Origin of the sequence: Arthrobacter sp. M2012083 (assembly GCF_000281065.1) — a bacterium.
GTDB lineage: Bacteria > Actinomycetota > Actinomycetes > Actinomycetales > Micrococcaceae > Arthrobacter.
The window spans coordinates 31,189-53,029 of record NZ_AKKK01000067.1 but is presented as its reverse complement, the minus strand read 5'-3'; the positions used below and the strand labels follow the sequence as shown (position 1 = coordinate 53,029).

Sequence of the window (21,841 nt, the reverse complement as noted above, 5' to 3'; positions counted from 1 at the left end):
GCTGCAGGTTCCGGTGACGCACGCTGTAGTCCCAGCGTTTCCGTCCCGTGTCCCATCAGCCTACCCACCAGTGGCGGGAGACGTCCGGATTGTGTATGAGCGCACGCTCACGGGGAGGGATCGGATATGCCCGTCCAGGGTCGATTTTTCAGCAACCTGAAACCGTGTTAGAGTTTTTCTCGCTGCTTCGGAGGAAAGTGAAGCACCGCAAGGTGCAAAACGAACCATCTGAACACCACCTGCGCGGGTGGCGGAATGGCAGACGCGCTAGCTTGAGGTGCTAGTCCTCGAAAGGGGGTGGGGGTTCAAGTCCCCCTCCGCGCACCATCGCAAGGCCTGAAATCCACGGATTTCGGGCCTTGTTTTGTTTGCCCTGATCTACGTCGACAAGAACGGCATGCGAGCTTCGTCACAACTGTTTCCTCACTTGTCGTGAGCAAAGAAATGGCGGCAGTCACCTGGTGGTGGCCGCCGCCATTTGTCGTTGCTGCAGCTTATGCCAAAGCAACAACACTTCCTGCAAAGTGCCGCCTGCCGCTGCGTGGATTCCACGCCACGTAGTCCGAGCGTTCCCACGTGCCCGCTTCCGCCTGGACGGTGGTGATGTCCAAGGCAACACGCGCTGGAAGGAACACAGGGGCTTCGAAGGTGACGTCCCACGAGAACGAGTCGGACTTGACCGCTCCCACGTCCGCCAGTGCCCGGGAGGCCAAGTACATGCCGTGGGCAATGGATCCCCGAAGCCCTAAAGCCTTGGCCGACAGGACGCTCAAATGAATCGGATTGAAATCACCGGAAACCGCTGCGTAGCTCCGGCCTGTGTCCAAATTCAGCTGCCAGAGTGCCGTGGGATTGGGTGGCACAAAGTCGCTCGCCCCGGAGGCGCCGTTCGAGCTGCCTGGTTTGTCGATGCCCGGCAGGAAGACGCCTTTGGCCAAGTAGGTGGAAACGCCGCGCCACAGTAAGTCACCGCTGGAACCGGAACGGACCTCGGCCACTACATCCATCTGGGTTCCGGCCCTGTGGCCGGCAAGGTTCTCAGCCCAGGAGCGAATGTCGAGTTCCTCGGAGAACTGGATGGGGACCAGCTGTTCGATGCGGTTCCGTAGGTGAATCATCCCAAGAAGCGGCAGCGGAAAGTCTTCACGGTTCATGACGCTTATGGATACGGGGAAAGCCAAAGCATGAACATAGCCGGCAGGGAGGGTGTCACTGGCCGTCTCACCCACCAAATGTTGGTAGGCGGTCAAATTTTCGACGTCGGCCCGAACTCCCCTGACCTCGTGGCTGACCGCAGGAAGCCGCTTCTTCCCGGACGATGCCCCCAGGACCCGTCGGCGGGCTGCCGCGGTTGCGGCGTTGACGTACAACTTGGAGAGCGACGGAAGCTCACCAAGGACAACCGGCTGGGGATGGATCATGCTCCCACCAGTTGTTGCCCGCACACGCGCAATACCTCACCGGAGATTCCACCGGCAGCATCGCTTGAAAGGAACGCGATGGCTTCGGCCACATCCTGGGGCTGGCCACCCTGCTTGAGGGAGTTGAGCCTGCGCGCCGCCTCACGTATCGCAAAGGGCATCTTGGCTGTCATCTCAGTTTCGATGAAACCGGGAGCTACCGCGTTGATGGTCCCGCCGAAAGGTTCCATCAGCGCCGCCGTGGATCGCACCATGCCTATGACGCCACCCTTGGATGCGCCGTAGTTGGTCTGGCCCCTGTTTCCGGCAATGCCACTGGTGGATGCGACCGACACAATGCGCGGCGATTCCTTGAAATGCTCCGAAGCCAGGAGTGCCTCGTTGATTCTCAGCTGGGCCGCGATGTTGACAGCTATGACTGATTGCCAGCGGCCCTCGTCCATGTTGGCAAGCAGCCGATCACGGGTAATCCCTGCGTTGTGCACCACGATGTCGAGCCGGCCGTGGCGTTCCACGGCATGTTCGATGATGCGGTGTCCGGCGTCATCCCTGCTGATATCAAGCTGCAGGGCCGTCCCGCGTACCTCGTTGGCTACAGCTGCGAGGTGGTCCCCTGCGGCCGGGATGTCCACAGCCACGATCCTGGCCCCGTCGCGGTGCAGTGTACGGGCGATGGCTGCACCGATCCCCCGCGCTGCGCCGGTAACAACTGCTACTTTTCCGGTGAGGGGCTTGTCGGCGTCGTTCGGTAAGCTGCCTGACGTTGAGCGTACGGTCAGGAACTGCCCGTCCACATAAGCAGAGCGGCCCGAGAGGAAGAACCTCAGGGCCCCCAGGGCCGAAGGGCTGGTGGTCGCGAGCTGGTCATCCAGGAGAATGCCGTTGGCCGTCGCTCCCGCGCGCAGTTCCTTGGCAAGGGACCGCAGGAATCCGTCAATGCCCTGCCGCGCAGCAGCAGACGCCGGAGTCCGGGCTGACCGGGACGTCCGCGACATGGTGATGACACGGCCGTTGGTCGAGAGGTCCCGCAGGGATGCGCCAGCGGTAAGGACTGATTTTCCCAGGTCCTCGGGGTGCTGGACTGCATCAAGGACCAGGATGATTGCTCCAAGTTTCTCCTTGGGCAGCGCGTTTCGGCGGACGTCCAAACCCCAACCAAGCAGGGTGGTGGCAATGTCATCTGCCCCTGCACTGTCCCCACTGACCAAAACCGGGCCCGTGATGAGCGGTGCGCCGGGTTCGTGGCGTCGAAGCACCACCGGCTGGGGCAGACCCAGCTTCTTGGCTACGTCCTTTCCCAGTCCGTGACTTACCAGCTGTGTGTACTTGTCTGTCATCGCACTCCCCCTATGCTGCTTCGAGAATCGCCACAACGCCCTGACCACCGGCGGCGCACACGGAAATCAAGCCCCGCGCAGGGCGGCCATTAACGGTGCCCTTCTCATGCAGCATCTTCGCAAGTGAAGCTACGATCCTGCCACCCGTGGCCGCAAACGGGTGGCCTGCAGCCAACGATGAGCCATTGACGTTGAGCTTGGCCCGGTCCACCTTTCCCAGCGCGCCGTCAAGTCCCAAGCGCGTCCGGCCGAACTCTTCGTCTTCCCACGCGGTCAACGTACTGAGGACGGTTCCGGCGAAGGCCTCATGGATTTCGAAGAAGTCGATGTCCTCGAAAGTGAGTCCGTGCCGAGCCAGCAAGCGGGGAACCGCGAAGACAGGCGCCATGAGGAGGCCGTCCTTGCCGTGTACGAAGTCGACGGCGGCCGCTTCGCCGTCCAGGACTGTGGCGAGTTTCGGCAGGCCGCGGGCATCTGCCCATTCTTCCGTGGCCAGGAGGACGGTGGAAGCGCCGTCTGTCAGCGGTGTGGAGTTGCCCGCGGTCATCGTCGCTTCGGAGCCGAGGTTCTTGCCGAAGACGGGTTTAAGGGTGGAGAGCTTCTCCAGTGTGGTGTCTGCGCGCAGGTTGGAGTCACGGGTAAGCCCGCGGTACGGGGTGATCAAGTCATCGAAGAAGCCCCGCTCGTAGGCGGCAGCCAGGTTGCGGTGGCTGTTGAAAGCAAGCTCGTCCTGCGCGTCCCGGGAGATCTTCCACTGCGCAGTAGTGAGGGCCTGGTGTTCGCCCATGGACAGCCCCGTGCGGGGCTCCCCTGTGTTGGGAGCATCGGGGGCCAGATCCTTGGGTCGGATCCGGCCGATGATCTTCAGCTTTTGCACGGTGGTCTTTGCCCTGTTCAGATCAAGCAGTATTTCGCGCAGTCCCTCACTGACGGCGATCGGGGCATCCGATGCCGAGTCCACGCCACCGGCGATCCCTGAATCAATTTGGCCCAACTTGATCTTGTTGGACAACCCAAGAACGGTCTCCAGTCCCGTTGCGCAGGCTTGTTGGAGGTCGTAAGCGGGGGTTTCGGGCGATAAGGCGGAGCCGAGCACGGCTTCCCGGGTGAGGTTGAAGTCCCTTGAGTGCTTAAGCACTGCTCCTGCCGCTACCTCTCCGATGCGTTCGTCCTGGAGTCCGAACCTGGCCACCAGCCCCTCGAGGGCCGCGGTCAGCATGTCCTGGTTGGAGGACTTTACGTAGGCGCCGCCGGTCCGTGCGAACGGGATGCGGTTGCCGCCCACGATGACCGCCGCGCGTGTTGATTGCGGGCCAAAGGTCGGTTCCAAGGGCCCGTCCGTGGTCACGTCTGCTGTAGCCATGCTTGTCTCCTTCGATCAATGCCAGTTACTGATACCCAGCGTACCTGATACGCTGGGTATCGTGAACAGTCGCGATGAAGAACCCGCCACCGCCGCAGGCTCGGCAGGGGTTGCCGTTGAAGGCCTTCCACCCGCGGAGGCAGAGGCCTTGGTAGATGGACGTGCGGCCCGGTGGCAGTCCCACCGTGAAGAGCGCCGGCGCGAACTCATCAAGGCCGCGCGAAAAGCTGTTCATAGGCTCGGAAGCGACGCCTCCATGGAGGACATAGCCGGCTCCGCCGGTACATCCAAATCGGTCTTCTACCGTTACTTCGGGGACAAAGCAGGTCTACAGCAAGCAATGGGCGAAGTGGTTCTTGGGCAGATGCAACGCCGCATGCAGGAGGCCGCACAACTGGCGCAAACCCCGCGGGAGGGACTCTTCGCCATGGTTTCCGCCTATTTGCAGATGGCCGAATCCAGCCCCAACGTATACGCCTTCATCACCCGGCTGACCCCCGGGGAGGCCTCGGCCCAGGACGCTATCGCGGCCTCAGGCGCATTGGGCAACTTCTTCGAACAAATTACGGACATGATCGCGACTCCCATGCGGGAGCACTTGGGCAAAGAGAAAGAAGCGGTCATCGTTTACTGGCCCACGGCCGCTATCGGACTCGTGAGGAACGCCGGAGAAATGTGGCTGGGAAGTCCTGTCGGCAGCACCAAGCCGGATCAGGCAACCATGGCCGCGCAGATTACGGATTGGTTGTGCCTCGGCATCGCCCCGGAGCTCAAAAGCAGCACGTGACACCAGCAATAACTCATCAGTTGTCGGAACCAAAGAAGGAAGCAACATGACTGAAGTAGTGGATCGGGCCTCAACCGCCCGGCAACCCTCCGGCCGCGAAGAAGCTGCCACCGGCGCAGACCCGGTGGTCGACGTCGCTGCCCTCGGGGAGCAGCTCCTTGGAAAATGGGCCCATATACGCCACGAAGCCCGCAAGGTGGCAGGCAATCCAGTGGTGCAAAAGATCGAAGGCCTGCACCACACCGAGCATCGTGCCCGGGTGTTTGAGCAGTTGAAGTTCCTGGTGGACAACAACACCGTCCACCGTGCCTTCCCCACCCGGCTGGGCGGCTCCGACGATCACGGCGGCAACATCGCCGGCTTCGAAGAGATCGTCACAGCCGACCCCTCCCTTCAGATCAAGGCCGGCGTCCAGTGGGGCCTCTTCGGCTCGGCTGTCATGCACCTCGGCACGGCGGAACATCAGGACAAGTGGCTTCCCGGCATCATGAGCCTCGAAATTCCCGGCTGCTTTGCCATGACCGAGACGGGCCATGGCTCGGACGTTGCCAGCATCGCCACCACGGCGACCTACGATGAAGCCAGCCAGGAATTCGTCATCACCACCCCCTTCCGGGCGGCGTGGAAGGATTACATCGGCAATGCGGCCAACGACGGCCTCGCCGCTGTGGTGTTTGCCCAACTGATCACCAAGAACGTGAATCATGGTGTCCACGCGTTCTACGTGGAACTCCGTGACCCCGCCACCAAAGAGTTCCTTCCGGGAATCGGCGGTGAAGATGACGGCATCAAGGGCGGCCTGAACGGCATTGACAACGGCCGACTGCACTTCACGAATGTACGTATCCCCCGGACAAACCTCCTGAACCGTTACGGCGACGTCGCTGAGGACGGCACGTACTCCTCCACCATTGAGAGCCCGGGGCGCCGCTTCTTCACTATGCTCGGCACTCTGGTCCAGGGGCGCGTTTCCCTCGATGGAGCCGCTGTTGCCGCGAGCAAGGTGGCCCTCAAGACAGCTATTCAGTACGCCACCGAGCGCCGGCAGTTCAATGCCTCGTCCAGCACCGATGAAGAGGTCCTGCTCGACTACCAGCGGCACCAGCGCCGCTTGTTCACGCGGTTGGCGACCACGTACGCGGCCAGCTTCGCCCATGAACAGCTCCTGCAAAAGTTCGACGACGTCTTCTCCGGCGCGCACGATACAGATGCCGACCGCCAGGACCTGGAAACGCTGGCGGCCGCGCTCAAGCCCCTTAGCACGTGGCATGCTTTGGACACTCTGCAGGAGTGCCGGGAGGCGTGCGGCGGGGCCGGCTTCCTGATCGAGAACCGCTTTGCCTCGTTGCGCGCGGACTTGGACGTGTACGTCACGTTTGAAGGTGACAACACCGTGCTCCTGCAACTGGTAGCCAAGCGGCTCCTGGCAGACTACGCCAAGGAATTCCGCAGCGCCGACTTCGGCGTGCTTGCCCGCTATGTAGTTGATCAAGCTGCCGGTGTGGCCCTGCACCGGACAGGCCTCCGGCAGGTTGCCCAGTTCGTGGCTGATACCGGCTCAGTCCAGAAGGCGGCTTTGGCGTTGCGGGACGAGGAAGGCCAGCGCACCCTCCTTGCTGACCGCGTTCAGTCGATGGTTGCCGAAGTCGGTGCTGCACTGAAGGGAGCCAACAAACTTCCACAACACCAAGCCGCGGCCCTGTTCAACCAGCACCAACACGAACTCATCGAAGCGGCCCAGGCCCATGCGGAACTTCTTCAGTGGGAAGCCTTCACCGAAGCCCTCACGCATGTATCGGATGAGGGAACCAAACGCGTCTTGACGTGGCTGCGCGACCTCTTCGGCTTGTCCCTGATCGAGAAGCACCTGTCGTGGTACCTGATGAATGGAAGGCTTTCGATGCAGCGGGGCCGGACTGTTGGCACCTACATCAACCGACTCCTTGTCAAGATCCGGCCCCACGCGGTAGACCTCGTCGACGCCTTCGGCTACGGCCCGGAGCATCTTCGCGCCTCCATCGCAACCGGCGCAGAAGCTACCCGCCAGGATGCTGCCCGCAAGCATTTCAGCGAACAGCGGGCCAGCGGCAATGCCCCTGCGGATGAGAAAACGCTGCTGGCGCTGAAAGCATCCAAGGCCCGTTAGCAGGAGTTCGCTTCCACGCGGTGAACAATTGCGGAACTCTTGAAAACCTCGACGGCGCCGTCCCCACCAAAGGGGGACGGCGCCGTCGAGGTTTGTCTTGCTCGTGGAACGCCGGGGATTTAGCGCAGGACTGATCGGTAGACCTCAAGCGTTGTCTCAGTGATGGACTCCCAAGAGAAGTGCTCCTCCGCACGGCGTCGTCCAGCAATTCCCATCTCACGGGCGCGCGCGGGATCCGCAACTACCTCGTTCAGGGCCGCAGCGAAGTCGCTGACGAACTTCTCGGGATCCAATGGCGTCCCGGTCCCGTCAGTGACCTGCTCAAGTTGGACGAGGAGCCCGGTTTCGCCATGCTGGACCACTTCCGGAATGCCGCCTGTGGCACTTGCCACCACTGCCGCGCCGCATGCCATGGCTTCGAGGTTCACGATCCCCAGGGGCTCGTAAATCGAAGGGCAGGCGAACGCGGTGGCATGGCTGAGGACCTGAATGAGCTCCTTGCGGGGCAGCATCCGCTCGATGAGGATGACACCCTCCCGCTTGGCCTGCAGTTCTTCAATAAGGCGTGCAGTTTCAGCGGCGAGTTCGGGAGTGTCCGCAGCCCCGAGGCACAACACCAACTGGACATCTTCCGGCAGGCTTGACGCAGCACGGAGCAGGTACGGCACCCCCTTCTGGCGGGTGTTGCGGCCCACGAAGACCACGCTGGGCTTGGCGGGATCGATACCAAGCGCACGGATCGCGTCATCCTCTTCATCACGCTCCCACAGGGAGACATCGATGCCGTTGTGGACCACGCGCACCTTGTCGGGATCCACGTTGGGGTAGCTGCGGAGGATGTCCTGACGCATGCCATCGGAAACGGCGATGATTGCGGCGGCTGCCTCATATGCTGTCTTCTCCACCCAGGAGGACAGCGCATAGCCGCCTCCAAGCTGCTCAGCCTTCCATGGGCGCAGGGGCTCCAGGCTGTGAGCGCTGAGCACGTGCGGAATGCCGTGCAGCAGCGACGCGAGATGGCCGGCCATGTTGGCGTACCAGGTGTGCGAGTGGACGAGGTCCGCTCCCGCAATGTCCGGAACTATCCTCAGGTCCACGCCGAGGGTCTGGACGGCGGCGTTGGCATCGCCGAGGTCTTCGGGCGTGGCGTAGGACGCCACGGAAGCCCCATGATAGTCGGCATCACGGGGCGCGCCGAACGCCCGGACGTGAAGGTCGACGTGCTTTGCCAGCACCCGGCTGAGCTCGGCAACGTGGACACCGGCACCGCCATAAATTTCCGGAGGGAATTCTTTAGTCACAATGTCTATTCGCACGCTAACCAACGTAGTCGTTCCGGCGTATGTGTTCTAGTGTGAAAGAGTCCGGAAAATCGGACTTTTGGGGGATACGAAGACGTACGGGGAGCTGTGACCATGGCGTTGAAGAAAGTTCTGGCAATCGTATTGGCAGGCGGAGAAGGCAACCGACTCATGCCGCTGACGGCGGATCGGGCCAAGCCCGCGGTGCCGTTCGCAGGCGGCTACAGGTTAATTGACTTTGCACTATCCAATCTCGTTAATTCGGGATATTTGAAAATCGTCGTGCTGACGCAGTACAAATCGCACAGCCTTGACCGGCACATCTCTGAAACCTGGCGTATGTCCACCCAACTGGGCCGCTATGTAGCTTCTGTTCCGGCGCAGCAGCGTGTGGGCAAGAGCTGGTTCCTTGGCAGTGCCAACGCAATTTACCAATCGCTGAACCTCATCCATGACGACGCCCCGGACATCGTGGTAGTGGTCGGCGCTGATCACGTGTACCGCATGGACTTCTCCCAAATGGTGGAGCAGCACATTGCCAGCGGGGCCAAAGCGACAGTTGCCGCAGTGCGGCAGCCACTGAACATGGCCAACCAGTTCGGTGTCATCGAGGTAGACCAGAACGATTCCCAGAAGATTGCGGCCTTCGTGGAAAAGCCGGCCAGCACCCCCGGACTGGCAGCCGACCCCACGCAGTTCCTCGCCTCCATGGGCAACTACGTGTTCAATGCAGACGCGCTCGTTGAAGCCTTGCACGTGGACGCAGAACGGCTGGATACCAAGCACGATATGGGCGGGGACATCATTCCCTACTTCGTGGACCAAGGCGAAGCCGGTGTGTACGACTTCACCCTCAACGACATCCCGGGTGCCACCGAACGCGACCGGACCTACTGGCGCGATGTGGGTACCATCGACTCGTTCTACGACGCACATATGGACCTGATCTCCCCCGTGCCGATCTTCAACCTCTACAACTCCGAGTGGCCGATCTACACGCGCCAGAGCATCTCGCCCCCGGCAAAGTTTGTCCGTGGCGAGAACAACACGGTGGGAACGGCCCTCGATTCCATTGTTGCCAGCGGCGTGGTGGTTTCCGGTGGCATCGTTGAAGGTTCCGTGATCTCCAACGACGCCTATGTGGCGGCAGGCAGCCGTGTCCAGGACTCTGTGTTGATGGATAAGGTCCGTGTCGGCGAAGGTGCCGTGATCAAGCGCGCAATCCTGGACAAGAACGTCAAAGTCCCTGCTGGCGCGGCCATCGGCTTGGACCCTGCCTTGGATAAGGCACGCGGCTACAAGGTCACAGAGTCGGGCATTACCGTCCTTGCGAAGGGCCAGGTTGTTCCGGAGCCCGGTGAGGCAGAGCTCGCGCTGTCGGCGCAACATCGGCGTGGACTGCCGGAAGCTGTCAAGGCGGCCACCCACGATGATCCCGACATCCGCGATTCCGCCGAAAAGGTAGCGGCGGGCATCCAGTCACGCGTGGCGGACGCCGCAGCGCAAGGTGCCTCGCATTAGCCCGAACGTACCCGACTGGCGTTGACAGAACCCGAGGCAGGCCATAGCCTCCCAAGGCTGTAAAATCAGGTCAATGAGCTCCACCGATCTGACGCCTGAAGAGATCCAGGCCTGCCTCAAGGTTCTGACCACGATCCACGTCTACGACGAAGAGCACCCGGACTACGTTGCTGTCCGCCGTGCCACCGGCAAGATGTTCAAAGCCGTCAAACGCCACCGCCGTGTGACCAAACGCGACTCCATCGCTGAGGCTGACCGCGCCGTCATCGCCTTGACGGCCACCGCTGCGCCGGATCGCATTGACGACGAAACCCGCGGCAACAAGCTGGCGCCTTCGGCCACAGGCGAGATTGCCGGGCACCTCATCCGCTCGCGTCCCTGCTACATCTGCAAGAAGCACTACACGCAGGTTGACGCCTTTTACCACCAGCTCTGCCCTGAATGCGCTGCCTTCAGCCACAGCAAACGCGATGCCCGCACGGATCTCACGGGACGCAGGGCATTGCTGACAGGCGGACGCGCCAAGATCGGCATGTACATCGCCTTGCGCCTGCTCAGGGACGGCGCCCACACCACCATCACCACCCGTTTCCCCAAGGACGCCGCTCGACGCTTTGCTGCCATGGAGGATAGCGGAGAGTGGCTCCACCGGCTCAGGATCGTTGGCATAGACCTCCGTGACCCGGCACAGGTCATGGCATTGACCGACTCACTCAACGAGGCCGGCCCATTGGACATCATTATTAACAACGCAGCCCAGACCGTGCGGCGCTCCGGTAACGCTTACAAGCCTTTGGTTGACGCAGAGGACGAGCCGTTGCCTGCGGCCCTTGAAGCGGCCAACGGTGGTCCCGAGCTGGTGACCTTCGGTCATGCGCATGACAAGCACCCGCTTGCCCTCGCCAGCAGCGTCACCGAACACCCTGTCTTGGCGGGCGACGCGATCACCTCGCTGGCGCTCTCCACCGGATCGGCATCATTGGAGCGAATTGAGTCAGGGACCGCGATCGATGCGGGCGGCTTGGTTCCGGATCTCGCGTCGATTAACAGCTGGACCCAAGTAGTGGACGAGGTGGATCCCTTGGAGATGCTCGAGGTCCAGCTGTGCAACGTCACGGCACCCTTCCTGCTGGTAAGCCGCCTTCGCGATGCCATGAAGCGATCCACAGCCCACAGGAAGTACATCGTCAACGTCTCCGCCATGGAAGGGCAATTCTCCCGCGCCTACAAGGGCCCCGGGCACCCCCATACGAACATGGCCAAGGCCGCGTTGAACATGATGACACGGACCAGCGCCCAGGAAATGCTGGATTCCGATGGCATTCTCATGACCGCAGTGGATACCGGATGGATCACCGACGAACGGCCGCACTACACCAAAGTCCGGCTCATGGAAGAAGGATTCCACGCTCCGTTGGACTTGGTCGACGGCGCCGCGCGTGTCTACGACCCCATCGTGATGGGCGAAAAGGGCGAGGACCAGTACGGTGTCTTCCTCAAGGACTACAAGCCCTCCCCCTGGTAGAAAGTCTGAGTACAGATAAGGCCCTCAAGAGTGACTCTTGAGGGCCTTATCCATGCAAGCATATTTACGCGAGGCGGGTGATCTCCACTGAAACGGAGAGCCCCGAGCCCCCTCCACCGGAGAGTATGCCCTTCAGCGGGGGAACATCACGATAGTCACGGCCCCGAGCCACGGTGACATGGTAGTCACCTGCCGGCTTGTGGTTGGTAGGGTCCCAGCTTCGCCATTCGCCATCCCACCATTCCAACCAAGCGTGGGACTGCCCGGCAACAGTTTCGCCGATGTCCGCCGAGGAGCGCGGATGGATGTATCCGGAAACGTAGCGGGCAGGAATGCCGCTGCAGCGCAGGGCACCGATGGCCAAATGGGCAAGATCCTGGCACACCCCCTGGCGCTGGGACCACGCCTGTTCCGCATTCGTTGTGACCCCGGTGGTTCCCTTCATATAGGTCATCTCACCGGCCATCCACGCGAATACGGCCAGCGCGGCCTCGTGGGGGTTCTTTCCCCTGACGATATCCGGAACAATCTCCAGGACTTCCTCCCCGGGCCCGCTGAGCCGGGACTGGGGCAACCAATCGCTGAATTCGTCCTGGACCTTGTCCGAAGCCATGACGTCCCATCCCACAATGTCATCTTCGGTTGCCACCCGTTCGGTGCGGTGCACTTCAACGGTGGCCGTGGCGAGGACTTCAAGACTCTCATGCGGCATTTGCATATCGAACGCAGTGACCCGCGTTCCCCAGTAGTCACGGTAGTTACTTACGGAGGCCTGGTTGGGTGAGACCTTCAGTGAGGCTTCCAGGACAACTTGCTGGCCGTCGGTCAGAGGAGTCATCCGGGCCTCGTTGTAGGACAAGGTCACACGGCGGTTGTACTTATAGGCAGTCTTGTGAACGATGCTCAGCCGGGTCATGAAACTTCTCCCACCCAGGCGTGCTCATCAGCCTGATTGAAGTACTTACGGGAAATTGCGTCCGAGGCCTGAGTCACGGCCTTTTGAACACGTTCCATGTGTTCAGGAAGTTCGGACATGAGATCGTCTGTGCGGTGGAATTCAAGGAATGTCCGGGCTTGACCCACAATTCGGCGGGCGTCGTTGATGAACCCCACACGCTGCGCTGAAGGATCCAACTTGGCGAGGCATTCATCGGCATCGCGCAGCGCATAGACAATCGAACGCGGAAACAACCGGTCCAGGAGCAGGAATTCCGCCGCGTGCTGGTCTCCGAACGCGGCCCTGCGGGTTCGGATGAAGGATTCGTAGGCTCCCGCACACCGCAGCATGTTGACCCACGACATGCCAGCGGACTGAACGTCGCGGGTGGATAACATGCGGGCTGTCATATCGGCCCGTTCCAGGGAGCGGCCGAGCACCATGAACAACCAACTCTCGTCATGGCTGACTGTGGTGTCCGCCAGACCCCGGACCATGGCGGTCCGCTCCAAAACCCAGTTGCAGAAACGGTAGGTTCCCACAACGTCCTTGCGGTGTTGGTTGAGGCCGTAGTAGGTGGTGTTGAGGCTTTCCCAGAGCGACTGGGAGACAGTTTCGCGGGCGCGCCGCGCATTCTCGCGGGCTGCCCCCAGTGAACCGGCTATGGAGGACGCGCTGTGCTTGTCATAGGCCAAGGCATGAAGGAGTTCGGGAAGGCCGAACTCTTCGCTCTGCGGCTTGGCGCCCATCACGGCAAGAAGCTCCCGGGCGACGCTGCGCTGTTCCTCCAGGGGCAAGTGGTTCAGGCGCTCAAGGTGCACATCCAAAATCCTTGAGGTACCGTCGGCGCGCTCTACGTAGCGTCCGATCCAGAAGAGTGACTCAGCAATGCGGCTCAGCATGGAACTGCCTCCTTCGCGTGGTGCATGTCGAAGTTCAAGTGTTGGTGGAGCGCGTTCACTGCTGCTGCTCCGTTTGGCGGTCCCGCCAGTTGCTTTCCACCGGCCATACGGATACCTGCTCGCGGACCGTCACGGATTGGCGGGGAATGACCTCGGCCGGCAGTTGCGGAGAATTGGCCAAAACCCATGTGTCCTTGGAACCGCCGCCTTGGCTGGAGTTCACAATCAGGGACCCCTCCTTGAGCGCCACCCGGGTGAGGCCTCCGGGCAGGACCCAGACGTCGTCGCCGTCGTTTACGGCGAAAGGACGCAGGTCCACGTGGCGAGGGCCGAACTTGTCCCCGGAGAGCGTCGGCACCGTGGAAAGCTGCAGGACAGGCTGTGCGATCCATCCTCGGGGATCGGCTATGACGCGCTTGCGCAGGGCGTCAAGCTCGTCCTTCGTGGCGTCCGGCCCGATGACCAATCCCTTGCCACCCGAGCCGTCCACGGGCTTGACCACCAGCTCGTCGAGGCGGTCCAGGACGTGTTCCCTGGCTTCCTTTTCCTCAAGCCGGAAAGTGTCGACATTGGCGATGATTGGCTCTTCGTGGAGGTAGTACCGGATGAGGTCAGGCACGTAACTGTACACGAGCTTGTCGTCGGCTACGCCGTTACCCACAGCGTTGGCGATGGTCACTCCCCCGGCTCGGGCGGCGTTAACCAATCCGGGGCAGCCGAGCATGGAATCCGAGCGGAACTGCAGTGGATCCAGGAAGTCGTCGTCGATACGTTTGTAGATGACATCCACGCGCTGCTCACCGGCAGTGGTCCGCATGTACACGCGGTTGCCGCGGCAGATGAGGTCCCGGCCTTCCACCAGTTCCACACCCATGAGCCCTGCAAGGAGGGTGTGCTCAAAGTAGGCGCTGTTGAAGACGCCCGGTGTCAGGACAACAACGGTGGGGTCGTCCACGCCTGAGGGAGCGGTCTTACGCAATGCAGAGAGAAGCCGCCGGGGGTACTCTTCCACAGGCCGGATGTGTTGCTGGCCGAACGCCTCGGGCAAACCCTTGGCCATGGCTCGACGGTTCTCCAAAACGTAGCTGACACCCGAAGGCACGCGGACGTTGTCCTCCAGCACGCGGAATGTTCCAGCTGCATCGCGGACGACGTCAATGCCCGACACATGGACACGAACACCACCTGAGGGTTCGAAACCGTGGACCGCACGGTGGAAATGTGCACTGGTGGTCACAAGTTGCCGCGGAATTACGCCATCAGTTACTACTGCCATCCGCCCGTAGACATCGTTCAGGAATGCTTCAAGGGCTTTGACGCGCTGGGCAACGCCACGCTCCAGTACGTCCCACTCGTCGGCGGGAATGACGCGCGGGACAATGTCCAAAGGAAAGGGCCGCTCCTCCCCCGCGTAGTCGAACGTTACGCCACGGTCCAGGAAGGTTCGGGCCATGGAATCGGCCCGGGCGGTGACATCCGCCAAGGAAAGCTCGCGGAGAGCCCCGGAAACCTGACCATAGGATCTTCTGGCAACGTGGCCTTGGGCAAACATCTCGTCATAGGCACCGCTGCGCGCGGCGGCTTCGGAGTAATCCTGAAATAGGTCAGACATGGGATTCAGGTAATCACCTTTTTGAGTCGAGCGCATTTCGCGCTGGTTGTGTGGCCGTTTCCGGGTACTCCCGGTTCGCCTTCCGTGCCCCCATCCGGCAGGGTTGAGGCATGCCCTTCAACAGTCTTGCGCCCCAGCTGTCCCGGCTGGGGCCCGGGTTGGTCCTGAGTATCGTCGCAACGGGCCTTGCCTTCGCCATCCACACTGTCTTTCCGGCGGTTCCGGCCATGACACTTGCTGTTGCCTTGGGCCTGCTTTCAGCAAATATACCGGGCACGGCCGTGTTGACAGCGGGGCGCGCCCGACCAGGCCTGGACTTCGCTGGAAAGCACCTCATGCGTGCCGGAATCGTGCTTTTGGGTCTGAAGGTCAGCATCGGCGACGTCCTTGGCCTGGGTTGGCTATCCCTGATCCTCATCGCCGGTGTTGTCCTGGTGAGCTTCGCGGGAACCTATGGGCTCGCGCGCCTGCTGCGCCTCCCCGGAGAAGCTGCCCTCCTTATTGCCACGGGTTTCTCCATCTGCGGAGCTTCCGCGATTGGCGCAATGGCAGCTGTGCGCCGTATCAAGCATCAAGACACCGTTCTCCCTGTGGCGCTTGTGACACTGTGCGGCACCCTTGCCATCGGCGTCCTGCCACTTCTCATGCACCCGCTGGACCTCAATCCTGAACAGTTCGGCGCATGGACCGGCGCCTCGGTGCACGATGTCGGCCAGGTGGTGGCCACGGCGCAGACCGCAGGTACATCGGCGCTGGCGATCGCCGTCGTCGTGAAATTGACCCGCGTGGTCCTGCTGGCGCCTGTTGCGGCAGCAGCCGGGGTACACCAGCGGATTGTCCATGTGAGGGAACGCAGCAACGGGACAGTCGAAGCAGCCAACGGCGTTGACGGGCGGTTCCCACCGATTGTCCCGCTGTTCGTGGTCGGTTTCCTGTCCATGGTGGTAGTCCGCTCCCTGGGTTGGGCGCCCGCGGCAGGACTGGAGATCGCCGCAGCGGTTCAGGACATCCTCTTGGCAACAGCGTTGTTCGGGCTTGGTTCGGCGGTGCGGGTGCGCACCCTGATTCACACGGGTGGACGCGCAATTCTGGTGGCCTTAGGGTCCTGGCTCCTCATCGCATCGTTGGGCCTGGGGGCCGCGTGGATCATGATTAGATAGCTGTGTGTCGAATCACAATCTCTCGCGCGATGAAGCCGCCACCCGTTCAGCCCTCATCACCGCCCATAGCTACGACGTCACGCTTGATGTCCGCCAGGCGGCAGATCCCGCCGTCGCCGGTTACCCGAGCACCAGTACCATCACCTTCTCAGCCGACCCCGGCTCCTCCACCTTCGTGGATTTCATCAGCGGCGGCGTCGAGTCTGTTCTTTTGAACGGACGGTCTCTCGACGTCGGATCAGTAGTGGACCGGGACAGGATCATCCTGGAGGGCCTCGAGGCCGAAAACACCGTGACAGTGGCGGGGACGGCGCTCTACAGCCGCTCCGGCGAGGGCATGCACCGCTTTGTGGATCCCGCCGACGGCGAATGTTATCTCTACACGCAATATGAACCCGCCGACAGCCGCCGCGTCTTCGCCAACTTCGAACAGCCCGACCTCAAAGCTGAATTTACGTTCCATGTGATCGCTCCCGCTGCTTGGGAAGTCGCGTCCAATGGAGTGGAAGAGTCCCGCACACCCGTGCCAGGCGACCCCGGTGCCGCGCGATGGGATTTCACCACCACCAAACGAATGTCCACCTACATCACCACAGTGCTCGCGGGCCCTTACTTCAAAGCCGAAGATCACTGGGCAACAACACTCGACGACGGCACGCGCCTGGACATCCCGCTGGCACTCTTCTGCAGGGCCTCCTTAGCGGACTCATTCGATGCCGAACACCTGTTCCGGTTGACCAAGAGTGGACTGGCATTCTTCAACGAGCTCTTCGCCTACCCCTATCCGTGGGGCAAGTACGATCAGGCATTCGTGCCCGAGTACAACCTCGGAGCCATGGAGAATCCCGGGCTGGTGACGTTTACGGAAAAGTACGTCTACGCCTCCCGCGCCACAGATGCCCAGTACCAAGCCCGGGCCAATACGCTGATGCACGAGATGGCGCACATGTGGTTCGGCGACCTCGTGACCATGAACTGGTGGGATGACCTCTGGCTCAAGGAGTCGTTCGCCGACTACATGGGGACCCTTGGCGTGGACCGCGCTACGGACTGGGACACGGCATGGGTGAACTTCGCCAGCAAACGCAAAGCCTGGGCCTATGTGCAGGACCAACTGCCCACCACGCATCCTATTGTCGCGGACATCCCGGACCTTGAGGCCGCCAAGCAGAACTTTGACGGCATCACCTATGCCAAGGGTGCTTCGGTACTGAAGCAGTTGGTGGCCTATGTCGGTTTTGATGCCTTCATCATGGGGTCCCGGCAGTATTTTCGGGATCATGAATTCGGTAATACGTCCCTCCAGGACCTCCTCCAAGCCCTTGGCGTTGCCTCCGGGAGGGACTTGGCTGAGTGGGCACGCCAGTGGCTGCAGACATCCGGTATCTCCACCATTGCCGCTGAGATCGTGGAGGACGGCGGGGTCTTCGGGGCCGTGACACTCCAGCAAGAAGCCGTAGATCCCCTGACCGGCCATCAGGAACTCCGTCCACACCGTATGCGGCTGGGCTTGTACGACACCGATCCGGCCGGTGCCTTGGTGAGGACTGAAAGCATCGACGTGGACGTTGCCGGTCCAAGTACGCTGGTAACTGCGTTGAATGGAAAGCGCCGCCCGGCGCTGCTCCTGGTCAATGACGACGATCTGAGCTACGTCAAAGTGCGGCTGGACCCCGAGTCCGAAAACACTGTGCGGACATCCCTGGACAAAATTTCGGATCCCATGGCGCGCGCCCTCTGCTGGACCGCGCTCTGGGATTCAGCCCGGGACGGAGTTACCCCAGCGGCCCGCTACGTGTCCGCCGTCGAGCAGTTCGCGCCTTCGGAAACGGGCATAGGTGTCCTGCTGAACGTGCTGGGCAATGCTGCAAGCGCCATCGAGCGTTATGTACCCTCGGCGACACGGGAAGGCGTGCGAAAAGATTTCCTGGCGGTAGCTGCTGAGCAGCTGATGTCCGCTGCTCCCGGCTCAGACCCGCAACTCGCGTGGGCCAGAACCGTGGCCGACGTATCCAGACATGGTGACAGCCAGCTGTCCCTCGTGCGGGGCATCCTGGACGGCAGCACCGTGGTGGAGGGATTGGCCGTGGACGCCGAACTACGATGGAGCCTCTGGCAGGCACTGGCGGCCCACGGGCAAGCGACCCTGGCCGAACTGGACCAGGAGCTGAAGGCCGATACGACCGCGTCGGGCAGGGAGGGCCATGCCCTGGCCTCAGCCGCCCGACCGGACGCTTCAGTCAAGGCAGCTGCCTGGGATTCTGCGGTGAACAGCACAGGCCTTTCCAACGAAATCCTCAGCGCTACGATATCCGGCTTCGTGACTGCTCCCAGGGACCTTCTGGAACGCTACGTTGAGCCCTACTTCGAGTGCCTTGAGCGTGTGTGGTCCGAACGCAGCATTGAAATCGCGGGCCGCGTTGTCCGCGGCCTCTTCCCCGGAGCGCAGGACCTGCCGGAAGGCGTACGGCCGGCTGATCACCCGGTACTGGTTCGGGCCGACCATTGGCTTCGTGACCACCATGATGCTCCCCGTGCCTTGCGCCGCATCGTCATTGAGCAACGGAGCCACCTGCTGCGGGCTTTGACGGCGCAAGCGGCCGGCTGGCCCAAGGGACAGCCGGCCTGAAGGAGCTTAGGGAACCCGGTTCAGCCATTCTTCAGTGCCGAACTTCGCATCCACGCGCCGCTTTGCTTCGTCGAGTTCGTTGTCGGTGAGCCGGGTTTCCACAGCACCGTAGCGTTCAGCAAAGACATCCTGCATAGCCTGAAGAATTGCCGAGCGTGCAAGGCCTGTCTGACGGCGCAACGGGTCCACCCGCTTCTTGGCACTCCGGGTTCCCTTGTCCGATAGTTTCTCCTTGCCGATGCGCAGGACGTCCACCATCTTGTCTGCGTCAATGTCGTAACTCATGGTGACGTGATGCAGCATGCCGCCGTTGGCGAGCCGCTTCTGTGCCGCGCCTCCGATCTTGCCCTGGTCGGTGGCAATGTCATTCAAGGGCACATAGAAGGCGGTAATACCCAGCTTCTCCAGTGCGGCCATAACCCAGGCATCCAGGAATGCGTAGGAGTCCGCGAAGCTGATTCCATCCACCAGCGTCTGCGGTAGGTAGAGCGAATAGGTGATGCAGTTGCCGGCTTCCATGAACATGGCGCCGCCGCCACTGATGCGGCGCACCACCGTGATGCCGTGCCTGGAGACGCCGTTCGGATCCACCTCGTTCCGCACCGACTGGAAACTGCCAATGACAACGGACGGCTCTTCCCAGTCCCAGAACCGCAACGTGGGGTTCCGCCGCCCTGCTCCCACTTCCTCCGTGAGGACCTCATCCAACGCCACGTTCACCTGCGTGGGCAGGACTGAAGGTGGAATGACTTCCCATTGGTGGTCCGCCCAGCCGGTGGCCTTGGAGAGCGCACGGCGGACCGTTACAGCCACCGCCTCGGCGGAGAACCCGAACAGTACGGCGTCCTCGGGCAATCCGGCGTTGACGGCTGCGGCGATGTCTGCCGCTGTGGAGTTCTCCTGGAGGCCCGTCAGTGCCCGGTTGATGTCCTCAAGGGCTTCATCGGGCTCCAGGAAAAAGTCGCCGCTCAGCGATACCTTGGAAAATCGGCCATCAACCACCTCCAGGTCCACCACCACAAGTTTGCCGCCAGGGACTTTATATTCGCCGTGAAGGCGTGCGTCGTCGTCGTGGGTGTGCGGTTCCTGGGCCGGGTGGGAAGTCATGGTGTCCATCTTGCCGGAAAACGCAAAGGCCCGCATCGCCGGAAACCAGCGATACGGGCCTTTGAAAAAGCCTTGGGGGTGAAGTGGGTTACTTCTTGCCGCCGAAGCCCTTGAAGCGAGCGTTGAAGCGCTCGACGCGGCCAGCGGAGTCCATGATGCGCTGCTTGCCCGTGTAGAACGGGTGGGACTCCGAAGAGATTTCGACGTCGATAACCGGGTAGGTGTTTCCGTCTTCCCACTCGATGGTCTTCGAGGAAGACACGGTGGACTTGGTCAGGAACTGCGTACCGGAAGCCAGGTCGTTGAAAACAACAGCTTCGTACTTCGGGTGGATATCAGACTTCATAATGGGACCTTTTGTTCGCGCAACTGGATTTTGCCAGCTGCCAGGTATGAATGGAGGTGGACCTTTGCTGCAATGCGGACATTCCAGCGGCCGGGCCAACAACCAATCATAGCCGAAACGGCCATCCCGTACGAACTCCGCTCAATCGCGTGGGCGGAGTTCCCAAAACGCCACTGCCGACGCCGCTGCGACGTTAAGCGAATCGACGCCTTCACGCATGGGAATCTTGACGGCGAGATCGACGGCGGTCAACGTCTCCTGGCTCATGCCTGCCCCTTCGGTGCCAAGCACCAGGGCCAGTTTGGGGATGTTCCGTGCCGCCAGATCGTCCAAGTCCAAGGCGCCATCGGTCAGCTCCATGGCCGCCACTGTGAAGCCCTGTTCCTTCAGTTGTGCCAGGTCGCCCGGCCAGCTCTCCAAACGCGCCCATGGAACCTGGAACACTGTGCCCATGCTGACGCGAACACTGCGCCTGTACAGGGGGTCCCCGCACCGTGGCGACACGAGGACCGCGTCCACTCCGAGTGCAGCGGCGGAGCGGAAGATGGCACCCACGTTGGTGTGGTCCACAATGTCCTCCAGGACGGCGATCCGCTGCGCGTTGGCCAGAAGGTCCGATAACGGCACAGGAGCCGGCCGGTGCATTGCAGCCATGGCACCGCGGTGCAGGTGGAACCCGGTGATTTCTTCGAGCAAGGAGGCCTTGCCAATGAAGACCGGAACCTCGGGATGAGCCCGGAAGACGTCGTCGAGGTCCTCCAGCCACTTCTCAGCCAGAAAAAAGGAACGTGGCTGGTGGCCTGCAGCCAACGCCCTGCGGAGGACCTTGGAAGATTCGGCGATGTACATGCCCTCCCGGGGCTCCCGCAGCTTCCTCAGATGTACATCCGTGAGCGTGGTGTAGTCCGTCACGCGGGGATCGTTGGCGGACTCAAGATAATGGAATGTCACCGGGTGATTATTTCAGCAGGTTGGCGACCATGAAGCCCAGGGCCACAATGCCAAGGGTGAAGATCACTGCCCGGAGGACCCGGGGAGACAGCTTCCGGCCTACCTTGGAACCGACTAGTCCGCCAATGGTTGAGCTGACCGCGATGAGCAGGACAACCAGCCAATTGATGCGGTCAAAGGCGAAGATCAGGTAAGAGGTGGCCGCCACCATGTTGACGCCCAGTACCAGGAAGTTCTTCATGGCATTGGCGTTTTGCATGGTTCCGGTGAGGAACACCCCGAGGATGCCCACCAGGAGAATTCCCTGCGCAGCGACGAAGTAGCCGCCGTACACACCGGCCAAGTACACAAGGACCACCAGCAGGAATCCGTGGCTGCGATCCCGGATGGCGTGTTCCGGATTCTCTTCCCTGCTGCGAACCCATGCCTGCAGCTTGGGCTGGAACAGCACCATGAGGAGGGCAAGGACCAGCAGGACGGGTGCTACATAGTGGAAGACCTTCTCCGGCAGGTGCAGCAGCAGCCACGCTCCGGTGATACCGCCCAGCAAAGAGGCCGGCAGAAGTTTCATCAGTTGCCTGCCACGGCCTGCCAGTTCGCGTCGGTAGCCCCAGGCACCCGCGGCCGTGCCGGCCACGAGTCCCATCGCATTGCTCATCGAAGCGACCACCGGAGTAACACCAAGGGCTATGAGCACGGGGAAGGTTACCAGCGTGCCGGAGCCGACTACCGCGTTGATGGTGCCGGCCCACAGGCCCGCGAAAAAGACCAGGATGCTGCTAAGGATCTCCACTGT

The 21,841-nt window shown here is 61.8% G+C and carries 17 protein-coding genes and 1 tRNA gene; 7 read left to right on the top strand and 11 right to left on the bottom strand.

Features of this window, described 5'->3' with window-relative positions; translation table 11 throughout:
- The first annotated feature begins 241 nt into the window (after nt 1-241).
- Nucleotides 242-327: transfer RNA gene (locus tag A477_RS0121545), tRNA-Leu, on the top strand.
- Between the two features lie 167 nt (nt 328-494).
- Here A477_RS0121545 and A477_RS0121540 read toward each other — a convergent pair.
- From A477_RS0121540 to A477_RS0121530, 3 genes are read right to left on the bottom strand one after another with little or no spacing between them, the layout of a single operon-like run.
- Complete coding sequence (locus tag A477_RS0121540) at nt 495-1,421, bottom strand: MaoC/PaaZ C-terminal domain-containing protein (RefSeq protein ID WP_017200920.1); 927 nt, start codon at nt 1,419-1,421, stop codon at nt 495-497.
- Nucleotides 1,418-2,758, bottom strand: a complete 1,341-nt coding sequence (locus A477_RS0121535; protein WP_017200919.1) for a 3-oxoacyl-ACP reductase — start codon at nt 2,756-2,758, stop codon at nt 1,418-1,420. Before A477_RS0121535 ends, A477_RS0121540 begins: the two co-directional genes overlap by 4 nt.
- Before the next feature lie 10 nt (nt 2,759-2,768).
- Nucleotides 2,769-4,121, bottom strand: a complete 1,353-nt coding sequence (locus A477_RS0121530) for an acetyl-CoA C-acetyltransferase (protein ID WP_017200918.1) — start codon at nt 4,119-4,121, stop codon at nt 2,769-2,771.
- Between A477_RS0121530 and A477_RS0121525 the strand changes: the two genes are divergently transcribed.
- Both A477_RS0121525 and A477_RS0121520 read left to right on the top strand, forming a co-directional pair.
- Nucleotides 4,120-4,908 carry a TetR/AcrR family transcriptional regulator gene (locus A477_RS0121525; RefSeq protein ID WP_017200917.1) on the top strand — a complete coding sequence of 263 codons (789 nt, stop codon included), beginning with the start codon at nt 4,120-4,122 and terminating at the stop codon, nt 4,906-4,908. The two genes, A477_RS0121530 and A477_RS0121525, sit on opposite strands and share 2 nt — an antisense overlap.
- Nucleotides 4,909-4,954: 46 nt before the next feature.
- Complete coding sequence (locus A477_RS0121520; RefSeq protein WP_017200916.1) at nt 4,955-7,054, top strand: acyl-CoA dehydrogenase family protein; 2,100 nt, start codon at nt 4,955-4,957, stop codon at nt 7,052-7,054.
- A 119-nt stretch (nt 7,055-7,173) separates the two neighbouring features.
- Here the strand turns inward: A477_RS0121520 and glgA are convergent, their stop codons facing one another.
- Complete coding sequence (gene glgA, locus A477_RS0121515) at nt 7,174-8,370, bottom strand: glycogen synthase (RefSeq protein WP_017200915.1); 1,197 nt, start codon at nt 8,368-8,370, stop codon at nt 7,174-7,176.
- 93 nt (nt 8,371-8,463) lie between these two features.
- Between glgA and glgC the strand changes: the two genes are divergently transcribed.
- Entirely contained in the window at nt 8,464-9,876 is a 1,413-nt protein-coding gene (gene glgC, locus A477_RS0121510) for a glucose-1-phosphate adenylyltransferase (protein ID WP_017200914.1), read from the top strand.
- Nucleotides 9,877-9,949: 73 nt separating this feature from the next.
- A complete protein-coding gene (locus A477_RS0121505; protein WP_017200913.1) occupies nt 9,950-11,401 on the top strand; it encodes an SDR family NAD(P)-dependent oxidoreductase in 1,452 nt (483 codons plus the stop codon).
- Nucleotides 11,402-11,465: 64 nt separating this feature from the next.
- On the opposite strand, the gene A477_RS0121500 is transcribed toward A477_RS0121505, so the two are convergent.
- Genes A477_RS0121500 through A477_RS0121490 form a run of 3 tightly spaced genes read right to left on the bottom strand, consistent with a single transcriptional unit; the run spans nt 11,466 to nt 14,852 of the window.
- Complete coding sequence (locus A477_RS0121500) at nt 11,466-12,317, bottom strand: transglutaminase family protein (protein ID WP_017200912.1); 852 nt, start codon at nt 12,315-12,317, stop codon at nt 11,466-11,468.
- Nucleotides 12,314-13,240, bottom strand: coding sequence for an alpha-E domain-containing protein (locus A477_RS0121495; protein WP_017200911.1), 927 nt, complete (start codon nt 13,238-13,240; stop codon nt 12,314-12,316). The genes A477_RS0121500 and A477_RS0121495 overlap by 4 nt, the downstream gene beginning before the upstream one ends.
- A 55-nt stretch (nt 13,241-13,295) precedes the next feature.
- Entirely contained in the window at nt 13,296-14,852 is a 1,557-nt protein-coding gene (locus A477_RS0121490) for a circularly permuted type 2 ATP-grasp protein (RefSeq protein ID WP_017200910.1), read from the bottom strand.
- Between the two features lie 110 nt (nt 14,853-14,962).
- Here A477_RS0121490 and A477_RS0121485 point away from each other — a divergent pair, with 110 nt between their 5' ends.
- Together A477_RS0121485 and pepN are read left to right on the top strand one after the other, a co-directional pair.
- Entirely contained in the window at nt 14,963-16,012 is a 1,050-nt protein-coding gene (locus A477_RS0121485; RefSeq protein ID WP_017200909.1) for a YeiH family protein, read from the top strand.
- A 4-nt stretch (nt 16,013-16,016) separates the two neighbouring features.
- Nucleotides 16,017-18,641, top strand: a complete 2,625-nt coding sequence (gene pepN, locus A477_RS0121480) for an aminopeptidase N (protein WP_017200908.1) — start codon at nt 16,017-16,019, stop codon at nt 18,639-18,641.
- A gap of 6 nt (nt 18,642-18,647) precedes the next feature.
- Here pepN and lplAB read toward each other — a convergent pair whose 3' ends face one another.
- From lplAB to A477_RS0121460, 4 genes are all read right to left on the bottom strand, one after another.
- Entirely contained in the window at nt 18,648-19,748 is a 1,101-nt protein-coding gene (gene lplAB / locus A477_RS0121475) for a lipoate-protein ligase LplAB (RefSeq protein ID WP_192812034.1), read from the bottom strand.
- Nucleotides 19,749-19,836: 88 nt separating this feature from the next.
- Complete coding sequence (locus A477_RS0121470) at nt 19,837-20,094, bottom strand: type B 50S ribosomal protein L31 (RefSeq protein ID WP_017200906.1); 258 nt, start codon at nt 20,092-20,094, stop codon at nt 19,837-19,839.
- Nucleotides 20,095-20,235: 141 nt separating this feature from the next.
- Nucleotides 20,236-21,045 (bottom strand): TrmH family RNA methyltransferase, encoded by an 810-nt coding sequence (locus A477_RS0121465; RefSeq protein ID WP_017200905.1) that lies wholly within the window; start codon nt 21,043-21,045, stop codon nt 20,236-20,238.
- Between the two features lie 7 nt (nt 21,046-21,052).
- Nucleotides 21,053-21,838 carry a sulfite exporter TauE/SafE family protein gene (locus tag A477_RS0121460; protein WP_017200904.1) on the bottom strand — a complete coding sequence of 262 codons (786 nt, stop codon included), beginning with the start codon at nt 21,836-21,838 and terminating at the stop codon, nt 21,053-21,055.
- Between the last annotated feature and the right edge of the window lie 3 nt (nt 21,839-21,841).